Here is a 16,502-nt window from a genome sequence, read left to right as displayed (position 1 = left end):
TCAATCATGCGTCATATCGCAGCGTTTCCTTTGACGAGCTGTGCCCGTGAAGCACTTGTCGAACCAAAGAAACGCAAGCGGAGAGCCGATTGGGTCGGGCGATCAAATGGTTGGCGGGTCTCGTCATTGTCGTGGCATGTGCGGCCGCGGGCATCTGGGGCGCCGACTATCTGACGCGCAGCGAACAGGCCGCGGCTTCGACCGAGGAGCCCAGCGCTACGCGCGTCTCCACCGAAAGCCCCGAATTGCGCGAACTGGAAGATCGCTATTCGGCTGTCGGAACGCTCCTGCCGCTGCGCTCGATCGAGTTGCGCCCGCTGGCGGCCGGTCGGGTGGTCCGCGCACCGGTCAACTCCGGAGATCGCCTCGCTGAAGGCGATCTCATCTTCGAACTCGACAGCCGCGCTGCGCGCGCCGAATTGGCAGACGCGCGGGCCACATACGAGGAGGCGCGGCAGGAACTCCGGCGCTTCGAGGAATTGCAGGATCGCAACGTGTCCTCCGAGGCGCGGATCGAGACGGCACGCGCGGTGTTTCGCCGTGCCGAGGCCGCCCTGCGGCTGGCCAATGCGAATCTCGAAGATCGCAGGCTCGTCGCCCCTTTCGAGGGCGTGCTAGGCGCGTTCGACCTCGACGCGGGCGAATATGTCGAGCCCGCGACGGTCGTCTCCACCTTCGAGGATCTGAGCGCGGTCGAAGCGGAGTTTGCCCTCCCCGAACGCTATTTTGCTCGCGCCCGAAAGGGTCAGACGGTACGGCTGCAGGCGCGCCCCTATCCCGAACGCGTCTTCACCGGCGAGGTCGACTTCATCGCCCCGGGCATCGATCCCGGCTCGCGCAGTTTCAACGTTCGGGTTCTCGTCGACAACGAGGACCGCGCCCTTGCCAGCGGCATGTTCGTCTCAACTGAACTCGTCTTCGAGACCTACGAGGCACTGACCGTTCCGGACGATGCCGTCATCAGCGAGGGCTCCGCCACTTACGTCTTCACGGTCGCGGACGGGACGGCGAGGCGGACTGACGTCGCACTGGGGGCAAGCCGCGAAGGCCGCATCGAGATCGAACAGGGCCTCGATCCTGCCTCGCGCGTCGTGGTCACCGGCTGGGACACCCTGTCCGACGGGTCGCCGGTCGAGATCGTCGAGGCGGAAAACCGCGACGAGGCGCTCGACTGATGTTGTCCGAGCTCAGCCTCCGCCGTCCCGTTCTCGCCTCGGTCGTCTCGATCCTGATCGTGATTCTGGGCATTGCCGGCCTGTCGCGCATGCCGATCCGGGAACTGCCCGATGTCGACGCGGCAGAGGTGACGGTCAGCGTCGCCTATACGGGCGCCGGGCCCGGCGTCGTCGATGCGGAGGTGTCGACGGTGATCGAAGGCGCGATCTCGACGGTCGCGGGCGTCGATTCCTTCACCACGGAAGCCGAACTCGGCGGCTCGCGAACGGTGATCACCTTCGAGCCCAGCCGCGACATCGACGAGGCGACGGCGGATGTTAGGGCCGCGGTCCAGGCGGTCGCGCCCGAACTGCCCGAACCGGTCGACCAGCCCTCGGTCGAGAAAAACGACACCGAGGGCGATCCGGTCGTGCGGCTGGCACTGGTCAGCGACACCCTGTCGGCGAGCGAGCTGACCGACTACGCCGAACGCTTCGTCACCGCGCGGCTGGAAACGATTTCCGGGGTGGCGACGGTGCAGCTCTCCGGCGAGCGGCTCTACGCCATGCGCATCTGGCTCGATCCGGACGCCATGGCCTCGCGCGGGGTGACGGTCGACGACATCGCCTCGGCGCTTCGGGAAAACAATATCGAACTGCCAGCCGGCCAGATCGAGTCCGCCTCGCGAAACTACCTGCTGCGCACCGAAACGCGACTCGCATCGGTCGAGGAGTTCGAGGAACTCATCGTGCTTCGCCGCGAGGGCTTCCCGATCCGGCTCGGCACGCTGGCCGACGTCGAACTGGGGGTGGAATCCGACGACACCCTGTTCCGCACCAATGGTCAGACGGCCATCGGCCTCGGCGTCCTGCGCCAGTCGAGTTCCAACACGCTGGCGATTTCGCGTGCGGTCGAAGAGTTCGTCTCCGATATCGAGGACGAATTGCCGGCCGGCACGACGATCCGCATCACCAGCGACGATGCCGAGTTCATCCGCAGCTCGATCTATGGCGTCTTGCAGACGCTCGGCATCGCGATCGCGGTGGTCGTGTCGGTGATCTTCGTCTTCATCGCCTCGATCCGTGCCACCCTGGTTCCCGCCGTCACCATTCCGATCGCCCTGATGGGCGCCTGCGCCGGAATCGCCTTCGCCGGCTTTTCGATCAACATCCTCACGCTCTTCGCCCTGATCCTCGCCATCGGCCTCGTGGTCGACGACGCGATCGTGGTTCTGGAGAATATCGAGCGACGGGTCGAGAATGGCGACGAACCACGCGAAGCGGCCTCCGCCGGCGCGAAGGAGGTCTTCTTCGCCGTCGTCTCCACCTCGGCCACGCTGATTGCGGTCTTTCTCCCGCTCTCCTTCCTGCAGGGCGAGATCGGACGGTTGTTCACCGAATTCGGCATCACCCTCGCGATCGCCGTCGCCGTGTCGACCTTCGTCGCCCTCACGCTCTGTCCCGTCCTTGCCTCGAAAATCCTCAAGAAGGGCGAAGGCCGAAACGCGCTTGCCCGAACCGTCGACTGGACGACGCGCCGCCTGTCATCCGGCTACCGCCGCCTGCTGCGGCTCGCTCTCAAGGTGCCGATCGTCGTTCTCGCGGTGGCGGCCTTGTTCAGCGGCATGTCCTGGACCTTCTACCAGAATCTGCCGTCGCAGCTCACGCCGCAGGAGGACCGGGGCGTCTTCTTCGTCAGCGTCGACGGGCCGGCGGGCGCCGGTCTCGGCTTCACCGACGTCGTCGTCGAACGCATCGAAGATCTGCTTCAACCCTATCGCGACAGCGGCGCCGTCGAGGAGGTCATCTCGATCGTCGGGCGGTATGGCGAGACGGGACGCGCCTTCGTCGTCGCCGTCATGGCGCCATGGGAGGAGAGAACCCAGGCGCCGCGGGAGATCGTCTCGGAACTGCGGCCGGCCTTTTCGAAGATCACACTGGCCAGCGTCCGAGCCTTTGCGCCCTCCGGCCTCGGGGCGGGCGGCGGCGGAACCCCGCTCGAAGCCGTGGTGACGGCCCCGAGCTTCGATCTGGCCGCCCGCTACTCCGAGGAGCTCGAGAGCCGGTTGCGGGAGCGGCCGGAAATCGTCGACGTGCGCCGCGACTATGAGGTGAACACGCCGGGCTTCGACATCGAGGTCGATCGCGAACGGGCGCGCGAGGTCGGCATCGCCGCCCGCACGGTGGCCGACACGGTGCGCACCTTCTTCGCCTCCGCCGAGGTTACCGAATATATCGAGCGCGACCGGCGCTATCCGGTGATCCTGCAGGCCCCGGAGGAGCGCCGGCGCAGTCCGGCGGACCTGCGCGGCCTGAACGTGCGGACCGCGTCGGGTGATCTGATCCCTCTCGACGGGCTGGTCGAGGTCGAGCGCCGCGCCTCCGTGCGCGCCTTCAACCGCTACGACCGCCAGCCCTCCGTCGAGATTTCCGCCGGGCTTGCCGAGGGAACCGATCTTGGAGCGGCGATCGCGATCACGGAAGGGATCGTTGCGGAGCTGCCGTCCCAGATGGGGCTTTCCTGGACCGGTCAGGCCAAGCAGTTTCAGGAGACGTCCGGCGGCCTCCTCATGACCTTCGGCCTCGCTCTGGTCGTCGTCTATCTCGTGCTCGCGGCGCAGTTCGAGAGTTTCATCCAGCCGGTCGTCATTCTGCTCTCAGTCCCCCTGGCCGTCGCCGGCGCGCTCGCCACGCTGTTCGCGCTGGGCGAAGCGATCAACGTCTATTCCCAGGTCGGCATGGTGATGCTGATCGGACTGATGGCCAAGAACGGCATCCTGATCGTCGAATTCGCCAACCAGCTCCGCGAACAGGGTCAGTCGGTGCGCGAGGCCGTGACCGAAGCCGCCACTATCCGCCTGCGCCCGATCCTGATGACGGTGCTCTCGACCGTTCTCGGCGCCGTTCCGCTGATCCTGTCCTCGGGCGCCGGCGCCGAAAGCCGGTTCTCGATCGGCCTCGTCATCATCGGCGGTTATCTCGTGGCTTCGATCCTGACCCTGTTCCTGACGCCGGTTCTCTACGACATCTTCCAGTCCGATGCCCGGGAAGAGAGGCGTGAGAAAGCCGATACGACCGGGCAGGAAGCCGAAGTGGCGACGTGAACATGAGAAGATGCCTCACTCACTCGACCGTCGTCATTCCCCGGGCAGCGAGCACCCGCCGTTCGGTGAAGACTACGATCTGATAGCGGACGACGGACAGGATCACCGAGACCGCTGCGACGGTCCAGATCATGCCGTAGTCGAGAAAGCCGCGCGACTGGTTGAGGAGGTTGCCGAGGCCGGTTCCCGTGGCGAGCCATTCGGCGATCATGACGCCGAGGATCGCCCGCGGCACCGTCAGCCGCGTCGCCGCGAAGACATAGGGCAGCGATGCCGGCACGGAGACCAGCCGCAATTCCTGAAGCATCATGCCCCATACGCCTTGGGAAGTTCGAGGGCGGCGCGCGGCACGAGGCTTAGGCCCTGCAGGATTGAGGATCGTCGCAAGCGCGATCGGTGGAATGGCGAAGGCGGCGATGTTGACGCCGCGCATGGCGCGCAGCGTCTTCGGCCAGAGCGCGGATTCAATGCCGCAGAGGATGGCGATCCCATTGCGCGGCGAATTCGACCGCCCCGCCCGCCGCAGGCTGGTCGCACGCTGAACGAAATCGGTCTGACGAAACCGCGAGTTGGCCGATGGGATATTGCGTGCTTCAATCATCTGAGCCAAAGGCGGATCGTGGGGGTCGCGATCCCGTCTATGGATCCACAGGAGCGATTCATGTTCATCTCCGTCTTCGAGATCTTCAAGCGGGGCGTCGGGCCGTCCTCCTCCCACACGATGGGTCCGATGGTGGCCGCCGCGCGCTTTCTCGACGATCTGCGCGGCGGCGCGGAGCGCATTCCGGGCGGCGGAGCGCCTGCCTCGATCCGGGTCTCGCTGCACGGATCGCTCGCTTTCACCGGCAAGGGCCACGCCACCGACCGGGCTGTTCTTCTTGGCCTCCTGGGACAGTTGCCCGAGACGCTCGACATCGAGGCCGCCGACGAAATGATCGACGATCTTCGAGAGTCCCGGAAACTGGATCTGCCCGACCTGCCCGCGATGGCGTTCGATCCGGACAAGGATCTGATCTTCGACTACGGGCCGCCCTTGCCGCTTCATGCCAATGGCATGATCTTTCGCGCCTTCGACGGACGGGGAAACCCGACGCTGACCACCACTTATTATTCGGTCGGCGGCGGCTTCGTGATGAGCGAGGAAGAACTCGTCGCCCAGAACGACGGCGGTTCGGGCAGCGCCAAGACCTCCGAAGAGCTGATCGGGGTGCCCTACCCCTTCACCTCCTCGCAGGAGATGCTCGACATGGGACGCGCTTCCGGCCTCACCATCGCCGAGATGAAGCGGGCAAACGAAGAGGCGCGCGGACGCGGTGACGATCTCGACGACCGGCTCGACGAGATCTCCGATGCGATGAACGAATGCATCGACCGCGGCCTCGAGGGCTCCGGCATTCTTCCGGGTGGGCTGAAGGTACGCCGGCGGGCGCGCGACCTCCACGAGAAGCTCGAAGCCGAGCGCTTCACCAATCTGCAGACGCCGCATATCGGCAATGAATGGTTGAGCCTCTACGCCATGGCCGTCAACGAGGAGAACGCCGCCGGCGGCAAGGTGGTGACCGCGCCGACCAATGGCGCGGCCGGCACGGTGCCAGCGGTGCTTCGCTATTGGCAGGAACATTGCGGCGGTCGCTCCGACAAGCTGCGGCGTGACTTCCTGCTGACGGCCGCGGCGGTCGGCGGGATCATCAAGGCCAATGCCTCGATTTCGGGTGCCGAGGTCGGCTGCCAGGGCGAGGTGGGGAGCGCTGCGGCCATGGCCGCTGCCGGCCTCTGCGCGGCTTTCGGCGGCACCAATGCGCAGATCGAGAACGCGGCAGAAATCGCGCTGGAACATCACCTCGGCATGACCTGCGACCCGGCCGGCGGCCTCGTTCAGGTGCCCTGCATCGAGCGCAATGCGCTCGGCGCCATCAAGGCCGTGTCGGCCGCCGCTCTCGCGCTACGCGGCGATGGCGAGCATTTCATGCCGCTCGACAATTGCATCAAGGTGATGCTCGAGACCGGCCGCGACATGAACGTCAAGTACAAGGAAACCTCGACCGGCGGCATCGCGGTCAACCTGCCGGAGTGCTGAGGATCAGACCTCTCGTAAGCTGTTCCGGCCCGGCGCGCGCTTAACGGTCGTCGTGAAATACGAGAGCGGCCGGGTCAGCGAAGATCGGCCGAGGAGTCCGGACGGACTGAAAGAAGCTCCGTGTCTGATGGTTGGCCCGTCGCCGGTTTGACGGATTCGCGCCCCGCCCGCCGAACCGCAAAGCACCTCCCTGCGTTGGCGAACCGCGGGCTCTGTCGATGCAACACATCAGGGAAAGCCGCGAATTCTGCAATAAACGAAAATATCTTCATCATTCTGCACATTATTTTACCTGTCTCTGCGCAATTAAAGGTCAATTCATTTCTATAAAAGCGACAAATACTCGGCATTTGGCGATTAAATTGGACGTTCATACCGCACTGCATCTAGCGTCGAAGCACTGAAGCCAGCGATCAACGAGACTGTTCGACGACTTGGGGTCGGTTCCATGGGGAGCCGCTCATCAGGAAAGGTGTGACCATGACCAAGAATGATGATCAAAGCAGGGGCTCGAAGCCGGCCGGCGCGCTGTCGCGGCGTACGGTCCTCAAGGGCGCGGCGGCGGCCGCCGGCGCTGCGGCGGGTTCCGGCGCGATCACCGGTTTCCCGACCATCTGGGCGCAGGAGATCAAGGACATCGAGCTCACCCATGTGGGCGTCTCCTACTCGGTGGTGAAGGCGATCGGCGACCAGGCCTCGAAGGATCTCGGCTTCAAGGTCACGATGCAGAACCTCGACACGTCGGCCGCGATCAACCGCTTCATCACCCAGCCCAATTCCGTCGACATCGCCGATGTCGAAGGCTGGCAGGCCAAGCTCGCCACAAGGCGCGGCGTCCTGCAGGGGATCGAACGTGCCCGGATCAAGCAGTTCGACAACATCCTGCCGATCTTCACCCGCGGCGAAATCGAGGGCCACGAGATCCCCCGCGAAGGCATCTCCCCCTATGAGGCGATGTATATCGAGGAAAAGGACGCGACCGAGCTGCACGAAGGCGTCACCGACTGGATGACCTTCCTGCCCCAGGTCTACAACGCCGACTCCATCGGCTACCGGCCCGACCTCGTCGGGCACGAGGTGACCGAGTGGAAGGAGCTGATCGATCCGAAATTCGCCGGCAAGGCGGCGATCCTCGACGTTCCCGCCATCGGCATCATGGACGCCGCGCTCTGCTTCGAGAGCGCCGGGCTCATCAGCTACGGCAACAAGGGCAACATGACCCGCGAGGAGATCGACCAGACGATCGACAAGCTGATCGAGCTCAAGCGCGCCGGCCATTTCCGCGCCACCTGGACCACTTTCGACCAGTCGGTCAACCTGATGGCCGCTGGAGAGGTGATCATCCAGTCCATGTGGTCGCCGGCGGTCGCCGCCGTTCGGGTCAAGGAAGTCCCCTGCGTCTACGCGCCGGTCAACAAGAAGAACGGCAAGGAAGGCTATCGCGGCTGGTGCAACGGCATGGCCCTGATGGGGCATCTGGAAGGCAAGAAGCTCGATGCGGCCTATGAATATCTGAACTGGTACCTGTCCGGCTGGCAGGGCGCCTTCGTCGCCCGCTACGGCTATTATTCGCCCGTCCCCAGCACGGCGAAGGAGCAGTTGTCGCCAGCCGAGTGGGCCTACTGGTACGAAGGCAAGCCCGCCCCCGAGCCGATCATGGACCCTTACGGCGTGCCGATGGAGCCGGAAGGCGCCAAGCGCGATGGCGGCTCCTTCATCGAACGCGTCACCAACATCTCGTGCTGGAACACGCTGATGGACGAGGCGGCGTACATGAACAAGCGCTGGAACGAGTTCAAGGTCGCCTGAGCCGAGCGCGTGAACCCCACAAGACATCGGGCCGGCCGCAAGCGGCCGTCCCGATCGCCCATCCTCCCCACGGAGTCCGATTGATGGTCAAGCGCTCAGACCTGTTCGGCTGGCTCGCGGTCTCGCCGCTCCTGCTCGTGCTGATCCCGTTCTTCGTCGTGCCGTTCCTGGTGATCCTGGCGGCGAGCTTCATGGAATCGGACGGCTTCGGCGGGATGATCCAGACCTTCACGCTGGACAATTACATCGGCGTGTTCCGCTCGCGGCTGACCTTCGACCTTTATTACGAGACCGCAAAGTTCGCCGTCATCACTTGGGCGTTCGCCACCGTCATCGGCTTCTGGGTCTCCTATTTCCTGGTCTTCCACGTGAAGAACCAGCTTCTGGCGATCGGCCTGTTCCTGCTCTGCACGGTCCCGTTCTGGACGTCGAACATCATCCGGATGATTTCCTGGATCCCGCTCCTGGGCAAGGAAGGCCTCATCAATCAGGGCCTGATGGGAGCCGGCATCATCGACCAGCCGCTCGCCTTCCTGCTGTTTTCGAACTTCGCGGTGATCGTCGCCTATGTCCATCAGCTGACGATCTTCATGATCGTGCCGATCTTCAATTCCCTGTCGAAGATCGACAAGTCGCTGATCGAGGCGGCGCTGGACGCCGGTTCGAGCCGCTTCGACATCCTGCGGTACATCGTCCTGCCCATGGCCAAGAGCGGCATCGCACTCGGCTCGATCTTCGTGCTGTCGATCGTGATGGGTGACTTCTTCGTGGTGAAGGTGATGTCCGGCGGCGGCTCGGCCTCGGTCGTCGGCGCGCTCTACGAAGATGTGGGCGTCCTGCAATATCCCTCCGCCGCAGCCAGCGCCGTCATCCTCACCCTCATTGTGGTGGCGGTCGTCTTCTCGATCCTGCGCGTCGTCGACATTCGCCGGGAGATTGCCCGATGAGCCGCTCCGCCACCGCCGGAACGCCGCGCTCGGGCGGCCGGCCCTGGACCTTCTACGTCCTCCTCGCCGTCTTCATCCTCTATGTGATCGGGCTCTACGCTCCTATGATCTCGATCTACATCCTGTCCTTCCAGGATGTGCGCGGCGGTCTCGTCTTCCCGATGAAGGGCCTGTCGCTGCACTGGTTCGTCGATCTCTTCACCCAGGTGCGCACCGGCGACGTGAAAGGCTCGTTCGATCGCTCGATCCGGCTGGCGGTCCTCGTCACGGTGTTAACTGTGGTGATCTCGTTCCTCGCCGGCATGGCCTTCCGCCGCCGCTACTTCGGCGACACGGCCGTGTTCTATCTGATGATCGGCAGCCTCGTCGTGCCCGGCCTGGTGCTCGGTCTCGGCATCGGACTGACGTTCAATTTCCTCGGGATGCGCCCGAGTTGGTATACGTCGGCGCTCGGCGCGCAGCTCTCCTGTACCCTGCCCTTCGGCGTCCTGATCATGTTCGCCGTGATGTCGCGGTTCAACACGGCCTGGGAAGAGGCCTCGCGCGACCTCGGTGCCTCTCCGCTCCAGACCGTCTGGCTGGTGATCCTGCCAATCCTGCTGCCGGGTCTCGTCGCCGTGGCCCTCTTCGGCTTCACGCTTTCCTATGACGAGTTCGCCCGCACGCTCCAGACCGCCGGGACGCTCAACACGCTTCCCCTCGAAATCTGGTCGATGACGCTCAACGTGACCTCGCCGGCGCTCTACGCGCTCGGCACCGTCACCACGATCGTCTCCTTTGTCACCATCGGCCTTGCGCTCGGATCGATCGTCATGATCCAGCGGCGTCGGGCCCAGCGCATCAAGAACGAGGCCTGACATGACGATGCAAACGACCTCGTCCGGCCGCGGCGCCATCGAGCTCGCCGGCGTCGTGAAATCCTACGACGGCGGAGAGACCACGGCCGTCGACGGCATCAATCTGAAGATCCCCGACGGGGCCTATTGCTGCGTGCTTGGCCCGTCCGGCTGCGGCAAGTCGACCATTCTCAGGATGATCGCCGGTCACGAGGACCCGACCCATGGCGAAATCCTGATCGGCGGCGAGAACGTCGTCGGCCTGCCGCCGGTCAAGCGTCGCACGGCGATGATGTTTCAGTCCTACGCCCTGTTTCCGCATCTCAACGTGCGCGACAACATCGCCTATGCCCTCAGGGTCAGGGGCATGAGCCGGTCCGAGCGCTACCGCCGTGCCGAAGAGATGATGGCGACCGTGCAGCTCGGCGAGTTTGCCGAACGCCTGCCGGGCCAGCTCTCCGGCGGCCAGCAGCAGCGCGTCGCCCTCGCCCGCGCCGCAATCACCGAGCCGCGGGTTCTGCTCCTCGACGAACCGCTCTCGGCGCTCGACGAGCATCTGCGCATCCAGATGCGCACCGAACTCGCCACCATGCAGAAGAATCTCGGCATCACCTTCGTTCACGTCACCCACACCCAGATGGAGGCAATCGCGCTTGCCGACCTCGTCGTCGTGATGGAACGGGGAAAGATCAAGCAGGCCGGCCCTGCCCGCGAAGTCTACATCGCCCCGCGCGACCGCTATGTGGCCGAGTTCATGGGTGGCCAGAACGTGCTGCGCGGCAAGGTCCGCACGATCAACGGCGTACGTGCCACCATGGTCGGCCGCGGCGAGGAGCCGATCGAAGTCGCGTTCGACGGCAGGCACCGTCTCGAAAAGGACGAAACGATCGAAATCGCGGTGCGCCGCGACGACATCGAGCTGCTCCGGCCGGAAAAGGGCAAGGTTCCCGCCGGCAAGGCCGCCGTGTCGAGCCGGATCGTCGGCATCGAATACCAGGGCAATTTCGTCAAGGTCATGCTGGACGCCACCGACGACGTCGCCTTCATCGCCTTCGTACCCGAACGCCGCTTCTTCCAGGATCCGATGAAGGTGGGCGAAGTCGTCTACGCGGCTTGGGACGTCGAGCACGCCCATCTGATGATCGAGCCATAGGAGAAACGCCATGAAGGTCAGTTTCACACTGAATGCCAAGCCCGTGACGGTCGATGTCGACCCGGCCACCCGGCTGGCCGATCTCCTGCGTGAGGATATGGATCTCACCGGAACCCATATCGGCTGCGACACCAGCCAGTGCGGCGCCTGCCTGGTGCTCCTCGACGGGGAGTCGGTGAAGAGCTGCACGCTGCTCGTCGCTTCGCTCGAAGGCCGGGGCGTGACGACGGTCGAGGGGCTCGCCGATCCCGATGGCGGCCTGCACCCGATGCAGACTGCGTTCCGGGAGAACCACGGCCTGCAATGCGGCTTCTGTACGCCGGGCATGCTGATCTCGGCCGTCGATTTTGCCAACCGCAATCCCGATCCGACGGAGACCGAACTGCGCCACTGGCTCGAAGGCAATATCTGCCGCTGCACCGGCTATCAGAACATCGTCAAATCCATCATGGCGGGCACCGCCGCGATGCATCAGCGCGCTTGAAGGAGAACACCGTCATGACGGCGATCGGCATCGGCCAGGCCCCGAAACGCAAAGAGGACGTCCGCTTCCTCACCGGCCGGGGGCGCTACGTCTCCGACATCAAGCTTCACAACATGGCGGCCGCCTTCTTCGTGCGCTCACCGCACGCCCATGCGAAGATCGGCGCAATCGACTCATCGGCTGCGCTGGAGGCCGAGGGCGTCGTCGCCGTCTTCACCGGCGCGGATCTGGAGGCCGCGAAGGTCGGCGGACTGCCGGTCGGCTGGGGCATTACCGGCAGTGACGGCGAACCGATGAAGGAACCGTTCTACCCGGTCCTCGCCGTCGGCAAGGTGCGCCATGTCGGCGATCCGGTCGCCGTCGTCGTTGCCGAGACGCCGGAACAGGCGCAGGCCGCGGCCGATCTCGTCATGGTCGACTACGAGCCTCTGACGCCCGTCGTCAGCATGCTCGACGCCCTGAAGCCCGAGGCACCGCTCGTTCATGAGGACGTGCCGCAGAATCTCTGCTGCGACTGGGCGATGGGCGACGAAGCGGCGGTCGAGGAGGCGCGCCAGAAGGCCGCCCACATCGCCCGGATCGAACTCGTCAACAACCGCCTCATCGGCAATCCGATGGAGCCGCGCGCAGCGATCGCCGAATACGACCGCGCCCGCGACCACTACACGCTCTACACCACCAGCCAGTTTCCGCATGTGGTCCGCTTCCTGATGGGCGGGCTGGTGCTCAACATTCCGCAACACAAGCTGAGGGTCGTCGCGCCCGATGTCGGCGGCGGTTTCGGGGTGAAGCAGTTCCACTATGCCGAGGAGGCGGCGCTCACCTTCATCGCCGGCAAGCTCTGCCGGCCGGTCAAATGGGTGAGCGAGCGCTCCGAAGGCTTCGTCTCCGACCGTCAGGGCCGCGATCACGTCACCGAAGCCGAGCTGATGCTCGACGAGAACGGCAAGTTCCTCGGGCTCTGGGTGTCGACGCTCGCCAATATGGGCGGCTATCTCTCGACCTTCGGGCCGAACATTCCGACCAATCTCTACGCCCCGCTGCTTTCGGGCGTCTACAAGCTGCCGGCGATCTTCTGCAACGTGAAGGTCGTCTTCACCAACACGCTGCCCGTCGACGCCTATCGCGGCGCAGGGCGCCCCGAAGCGACCTTCGTTCTGGAACGCCTCGTCGACGTGGCGGCGATCGAGACCGGGATCGACAAGATCGAGATCCGCCGCCGCAACATGATCTCGAAGGAAGAATATCCCTATCAGACCCCGGTGGTCGTCGAATATGACAGCGGCGATCCAATGGCCTGCCTCGACAAGGCGATCGAGGTCGCCGACATCGCCGGCTTCGAGGCCCGCCGCACGGAGGCAGCCAGACGCGGCAAATATCGAGGACTGGGGCTTTCCACCTATGTCGAGGCCTGTGGCCTCGCGCCCTCGCGCCTCGCCGGCCAGATGGGCGCCCGCGGTGGCCTCTACGAGAGCGCCACGGTGCGGGTGCATCCGACCAGCCATGTCTCCGTGATGATCGGCACCCACAATCACGGCCAGGGCCACGAGACCACCTTCGCCCAGATCGTCTCGGAACAGCTCGGCGTACCCTTCGAGGACATCGACATCGTCTTCGGCGACACCGACCGCGTGCAGTTCGGCATGGGCACCTACGGCTCCCGATCGCTCGTCGTGGGCGGCGCGGCGCTATCCAAGGCCGGTGACAAGGTGATCGTGAAGGGTCGCAAGATCGCCGCCCATCTTCTGGAGGCAAGTTTCGAGGACATCGCCTTCGAAAAGGGCGAGTTCAAGGTCGCCGGCACCGATCGCGCAAAGACCTTTGCGGAGATCGCGGGCGCTGCCTATGTGCCACACGACTACCCGCTCGAAACGCTGGAGCCCGGCCTCGAGGAGCAGGCCTATTACGACCCCATCAACTTCACCTATCCCGGCGGCGCGCATTTCTGCGAGGTGGAGATCGACCCCGATTCCGGCGAAATCGAACTTTGCGCCTATACCGCCGTCGACGATGTCGGCACGATCATCAATCCGATGATCGTCGAAGGCCAGCTCCATGGCGGCATCGTCCAGGGGATCGGCCAGGCGCTGTTCGAGCACGGCATCTATGACGAGGAAACCGGCCAGCTGATGTCTGGCTCCTTCATGGACTACTGCATGCCCCGCGCCGACAATCTGCCGTCGATCACCATCTCGCCGCAGGTCACCGCCTGCGCTCACACGCCGATGGGCGTGAAGGGCTGCGGCGAGTGCGGGACGATCGGATCGCCGGCCGCCGTCATCAACGCCGTCGTCGATGCGCTGAAGCCGCTCGGCATCACCCATGTGGACATGCCGGCAACGCCCAACCGGCTCTGGGCGATCATCCGCAACGCCCAGTCGACCAGCATCGCAGCCGAGTGAGGAGGAAGTTCCCATGACCCTCGCCTTCCATCGCCCTTCCTCCATCGCGGATGCCGCCAAGCTCCTTGCCGGCGCCGAGGACGGCAAATTCCTCGCCGGCGGCATGACGCTTTTGCCCACCATGCGTCAGCGCCTGGCGGATCCGAGTGATCTGGTCGACCTGTCGTCGCTGCCTGGCCTTGCGATGATCGAGCGGACCGGCGACGGCCTCGTGATCGGTGCCCTCACCCGCCACGCGGATGTGGCGGGCTCAGAAGTCGTGAAAGCCGCCGTCCCCGCCCTGGCGGCGCTGGCAGGCCGGATCGGTGACCCGCAGGTGCGCTATCGCGGCACGATCGGCGGCTCGATCGCCAATAACGACCCGGCGGCAGACTACCCGGCAGCGCTCCTCGCCCTCGATGCGACGGTCGTCACCGATCGGCGGGAAATCGCGGCCGACGATTTCTTTCTCGGCACCTTCGAGACTGCCCTCGAGACCGACGAGATCGTCACGGCAGTCCGGTTTCCCATTCCCCTTGCGGCGTCCTACGAAAAGCTGAGGAGCCCGGCTTCGCGCTACGCCCTCGTCGGGGTCTTCGTCGCGCGCTTTGCGGATGGCGTCCGGGTGGCGGTTACCGGTGCGGGTCCGTGCGTCTTCCGCTCCGCCGATATCGAGGAGGCCCTTGCGAGCGCCTTCGAGCCGTCCGCTCTCGACCGCATCTCGATCGACGCGAGCGAGCTCAATTCCGATCTTCACGCCGATGCCGACTATCGAGCCCATATGATCATGGTGCTCACCAAACGCGCCGTCGCGGCGGCAATTGCCGGCCATTAGCGCGGCGTTTCCGGGGTCGCCCCAGCCGGCCGGCCCCGTCTTTCGCGGACAAGAACGAAACCGACATCAGACTCGAAGTGGCGGCGGTCTTCCGCCCCCCTGGCGCCTGAGGCGAGGAGACACGACAGATGCAGGACGTCGAGATGGGTGCCGCCACGGCGGCTGCCCCGGGAGAACTTGCGCGCCGTTCGGCGACCGATCTCCTTGCCGGATACCGAAGCGGCGCGTTCACGCCGAGCGAGGCGGTCGATCAGATCCTGTCCCAGCTCGCAATCGTCGACGGCGCCTGCAATGTCGTCGTCACCGACCTCTACGACGGCGCGCACGCCGCCGCCGAGGCCGCGACGGCCGCCTATCGCAGCGGCGACGCCCTCGGCCCGCTCGCCGGCGTGCCGGTGACGATCAAGGACCTAGTCTTCGTCAAGGACGTCGCAGCCAAGGGCGGCGCACCATCGCTCAAGGATTTCGTCGCGACGACGGACGCCTTCGTGGTGGAACGCCTGAAGGCCGCCGGCGCGATCGTCACCTGCAAGACCACCACCTGCGAATCCGGCTACAAGCTCACCGCCGACAATCCCGTGACCGGCATCACGCGCAATCCCTGGTCCCAGGACCGTACGAGCGGCGGATCGAGCGGCGGGGCCGCTGCCGCGGTCGCCGGCGGGGGCGGACCAATCGCCATCGGGACGGACGGTGTCGGCTCGATCCGGGTGCCTTCCTCCTTTTGCGGCGTCTTCGGCATCAAGCCGACCTTCGGCCTCGTCTCCCGTGCTCCGGGCTTCTTCCCGCCCTCATGGGGCAGCCTCGCCCATACCGGTCCGATCACCCGCACCGTCGCAGATGCCGCCCTCATGCTCGACGTGATCGCGGGGCACGATGCGCGCGATGCAGCGTCGCTGCGCACCGAGACGCGCTATCCCAATCCACAGCCAGGCAGCCTTGAAGGCATGACCATTGGCGTCTCGCCCGATTTCGGCTACGCGCCGGTGGAGCCTGATGTCGCAGCGGCGTTCGAAGCCGCCGTGGCCGCGCTCACCGAACTCGGCGCGAAGACGGTGCATCTCGATGCGCTCGTGCCGGCCGATATCCTCGAGAGCATCCTCAAACCGATCGCGCTCAGCGAACAGGCCGGCTCGATGGGAGACCGGGACGAGAGCGCCTTTGCACAATCCGATCCCGACTTCCGCGACGTCCTCGCGAAGGGCCGGACCTATAGCGGGGTCGACTATGTGGAAGCGACGCATCGGCGGTCGAAGCTCCGGGCTCGTTTCCTCGACCTCTTCTCCGGCATCGACATGCTGGCGAGCCCAACCGTTGCCATCACGGCCTTCGCCGCCGGCGAACTCGGCGCCGACAGCATTGCCGGCCGGACCGTCGACCGGCATCTCGGCTGGTCTCCCTTCACCTGGCCGATCAATCTGACCGGCCTTCCGGCGGCCACCGTCCCCTGCGGTTTCGACCAGGCGGGGCTGCCGATCGGGCTGCAATTGGTCGCCCCCTGGCTCGAGGAGAACCGGCTCTTCAAAGTCGCCGCCGCTTTCGAGGCCGCACGCCCCTGGGCCCAGCATTGGCCAGAACTCACCCTGGCCTGATTATCCCACTTCGATGATCGCCGCCTGTCCCATCTTGCCGGCCAACACGGCAATGGAGGGACGTTGCTGCCTGCTATTCGGGCACTTCGGCCGTGGGGACGGCCCTTTCGTCGATGTCGATCCGAGCCGG

General features: G+C 65.3%; 12 protein-coding genes. 11 read left to right on the top strand and 1 reads right to left on the bottom strand.

Translation table 11 applies throughout. From position 1 onward, the window contains the following. Window positions 1–89: 89 nt before the first annotated feature. Both MF134_RS13595 and MF134_RS13590 read left to right on the top strand, forming a co-directional pair. Entirely contained in the window at window positions 90–1,175 is a 1,086-nt protein-coding gene (locus MF134_RS13595) for an efflux RND transporter periplasmic adaptor subunit (protein WP_255340014.1), read from the top strand. Further along, window positions 1,175–4,258 (top strand): efflux RND transporter permease subunit, encoded by a 3,084-nt coding sequence (locus MF134_RS13590; RefSeq protein WP_255340013.1) that lies wholly within the window; start codon window positions 1,175–1,177, stop codon window positions 4,256–4,258. The genes MF134_RS13595 and MF134_RS13590 overlap by 1 nt, the downstream gene beginning before the upstream one ends. 19 nt (window positions 4,259–4,277) lie before the next feature. Here MF134_RS13590 and MF134_RS13585 read toward each other — a convergent pair whose 3' ends face one another. After that, a complete protein-coding gene (locus MF134_RS13585; protein WP_255340147.1) occupies window positions 4,278–4,859 on the bottom strand; it encodes an ABC transporter permease in 582 nt (193 codons plus the stop codon). 60 nt (window positions 4,860–4,919) lie between these two features. Between MF134_RS13585 and MF134_RS13580 the strand changes: the two genes are divergently transcribed. The 9 genes from MF134_RS13580 to MF134_RS13540 all read left to right on the top strand — a co-directional run bounded on the left by MF134_RS13580 (window position 4,920) and on the right by MF134_RS13540 (window position 16,372). Further along, window positions 4,920–6,335: an L-serine ammonia-lyase gene (locus MF134_RS13580; RefSeq protein WP_255340012.1), complete on the top strand. Its 1,416-nt coding sequence runs from the start codon at window positions 4,920–4,922 to the stop codon at window positions 6,333–6,335. Window positions 6,336–6,815: 480 nt separating this feature from the next. Beyond that, the gene (locus tag MF134_RS13575; protein WP_255340011.1) at window positions 6,816–8,144 is read left to right on the top strand and encodes an ABC transporter substrate-binding protein; all 1,329 of its coding nucleotides are present in this window, start codon (window positions 6,816–6,818) and stop codon (window positions 8,142–8,144) included. Window positions 8,145–8,227: 83 nt separating this feature from the next. Then, complete coding sequence (locus MF134_RS13570) at window positions 8,228–9,091, top strand: ABC transporter permease (RefSeq protein ID WP_255340010.1); 864 nt, start codon at window positions 8,228–8,230, stop codon at window positions 9,089–9,091. Then, window positions 9,088–9,948: an ABC transporter permease gene (locus MF134_RS13565; protein ID WP_255340009.1), complete on the top strand. Its 861-nt coding sequence runs from the start codon at window positions 9,088–9,090 to the stop codon at window positions 9,946–9,948. Before MF134_RS13570 ends, MF134_RS13565 begins: the two co-directional genes overlap by 4 nt. 1 nt (window position 9,949) lies before the next feature. Then, a complete protein-coding gene (locus MF134_RS13560) occupies window positions 9,950–11,080 on the top strand; it encodes an ABC transporter ATP-binding protein (RefSeq protein ID WP_255340008.1) in 1,131 nt (376 codons plus the stop codon). Between the two features lie 10 nt (window positions 11,081–11,090). Continuing rightward, window positions 11,091–11,564, top strand: coding sequence for a (2Fe-2S)-binding protein (locus MF134_RS13555; RefSeq protein ID WP_255340007.1), 474 nt, complete (start codon window positions 11,091–11,093; stop codon window positions 11,562–11,564). A 14-nt stretch (window positions 11,565–11,578) separates the two neighbouring features. Beyond that, window positions 11,579–13,966: a xanthine dehydrogenase family protein molybdopterin-binding subunit gene (locus MF134_RS13550; RefSeq protein ID WP_255340006.1), complete on the top strand. Its 2,388-nt coding sequence runs from the start codon at window positions 11,579–11,581 to the stop codon at window positions 13,964–13,966. 13 nt (window positions 13,967–13,979) lie between these two features. Continuing rightward, window positions 13,980–14,780, top strand: coding sequence for an FAD binding domain-containing protein (locus MF134_RS13545; RefSeq protein ID WP_255340005.1), 801 nt, complete (start codon window positions 13,980–13,982; stop codon window positions 14,778–14,780). Between the two features lie 128 nt (window positions 14,781–14,908). Then, window positions 14,909–16,372: an amidase gene (locus MF134_RS13540; protein ID WP_255340004.1), complete on the top strand. Its 1,464-nt coding sequence runs from the start codon at window positions 14,909–14,911 to the stop codon at window positions 16,370–16,372. Window positions 16,373–16,502 lie beyond the last annotated feature (130 nt).

The organism is Jiella marina, assembly GCF_024359545.1.
Lineage (GTDB): Bacteria > Pseudomonadota > Alphaproteobacteria > Rhizobiales > Rhizobiaceae > Jiella.
Note: the sequence above shows the minus strand (reverse complement) of the source record. Positions and strands in the feature narration are given on the sequence as shown.

Bases quoted from the DNA above. Each gene is read 5' to 3' on its own strand.
- MF134_RS13550 (WP_255340006.1), top strand. From the start codon at position 11,579: ATGACGGCGATCGGCATCGGCCAGGCCCCGAAACGCAAAGAGGACGTC.
- MF134_RS13540 (WP_255340004.1), top strand. From the start codon at position 14,909: ATGCAGGACGTCGAGATGGGTGCCGCCACGGCGGCTGCCCCGGGAGAA.
- MF134_RS13545 (WP_255340005.1), top strand. From the start codon at position 13,980: ATGACCCTCGCCTTCCATCGCCCTTCCTCCATCGCGGATGCCGCCAAG.
- MF134_RS13575 (WP_255340011.1), top strand. From the start codon at position 6,816: ATGACCAAGAATGATGATCAAAGCAGGGGCTCGAAGCCGGCCGGCGCG.
- MF134_RS13555 (WP_255340007.1), top strand. From the start codon at position 11,091: ATGAAGGTCAGTTTCACACTGAATGCCAAGCCCGTGACGGTCGATGTC.
- MF134_RS13565 (WP_255340009.1), top strand. From the start codon at position 9,088: ATGAGCCGCTCCGCCACCGCCGGAACGCCGCGCTCGGGCGGCCGGCCC.
- MF134_RS13570 (WP_255340010.1), top strand. From the start codon at position 8,228: ATGGTCAAGCGCTCAGACCTGTTCGGCTGGCTCGCGGTCTCGCCGCTC.
- MF134_RS13560 (WP_255340008.1), top strand. From the start codon at position 9,950: ATGACGATGCAAACGACCTCGTCCGGCCGCGGCGCCATCGAGCTCGCC.
- MF134_RS13590 (WP_255340013.1), top strand. From the start codon at position 1,175: ATGTTGTCCGAGCTCAGCCTCCGCCGTCCCGTTCTCGCCTCGGTCGTC.
- MF134_RS13580 (WP_255340012.1), top strand. From the start codon at position 4,920: ATGTTCATCTCCGTCTTCGAGATCTTCAAGCGGGGCGTCGGGCCGTCC.
- MF134_RS13585 (WP_255340147.1), bottom strand. From the start codon at position 4,859: ATGATTGAAGCACGCAATATCCCATCGGCCAACTCGCGGTTTCGTCAG.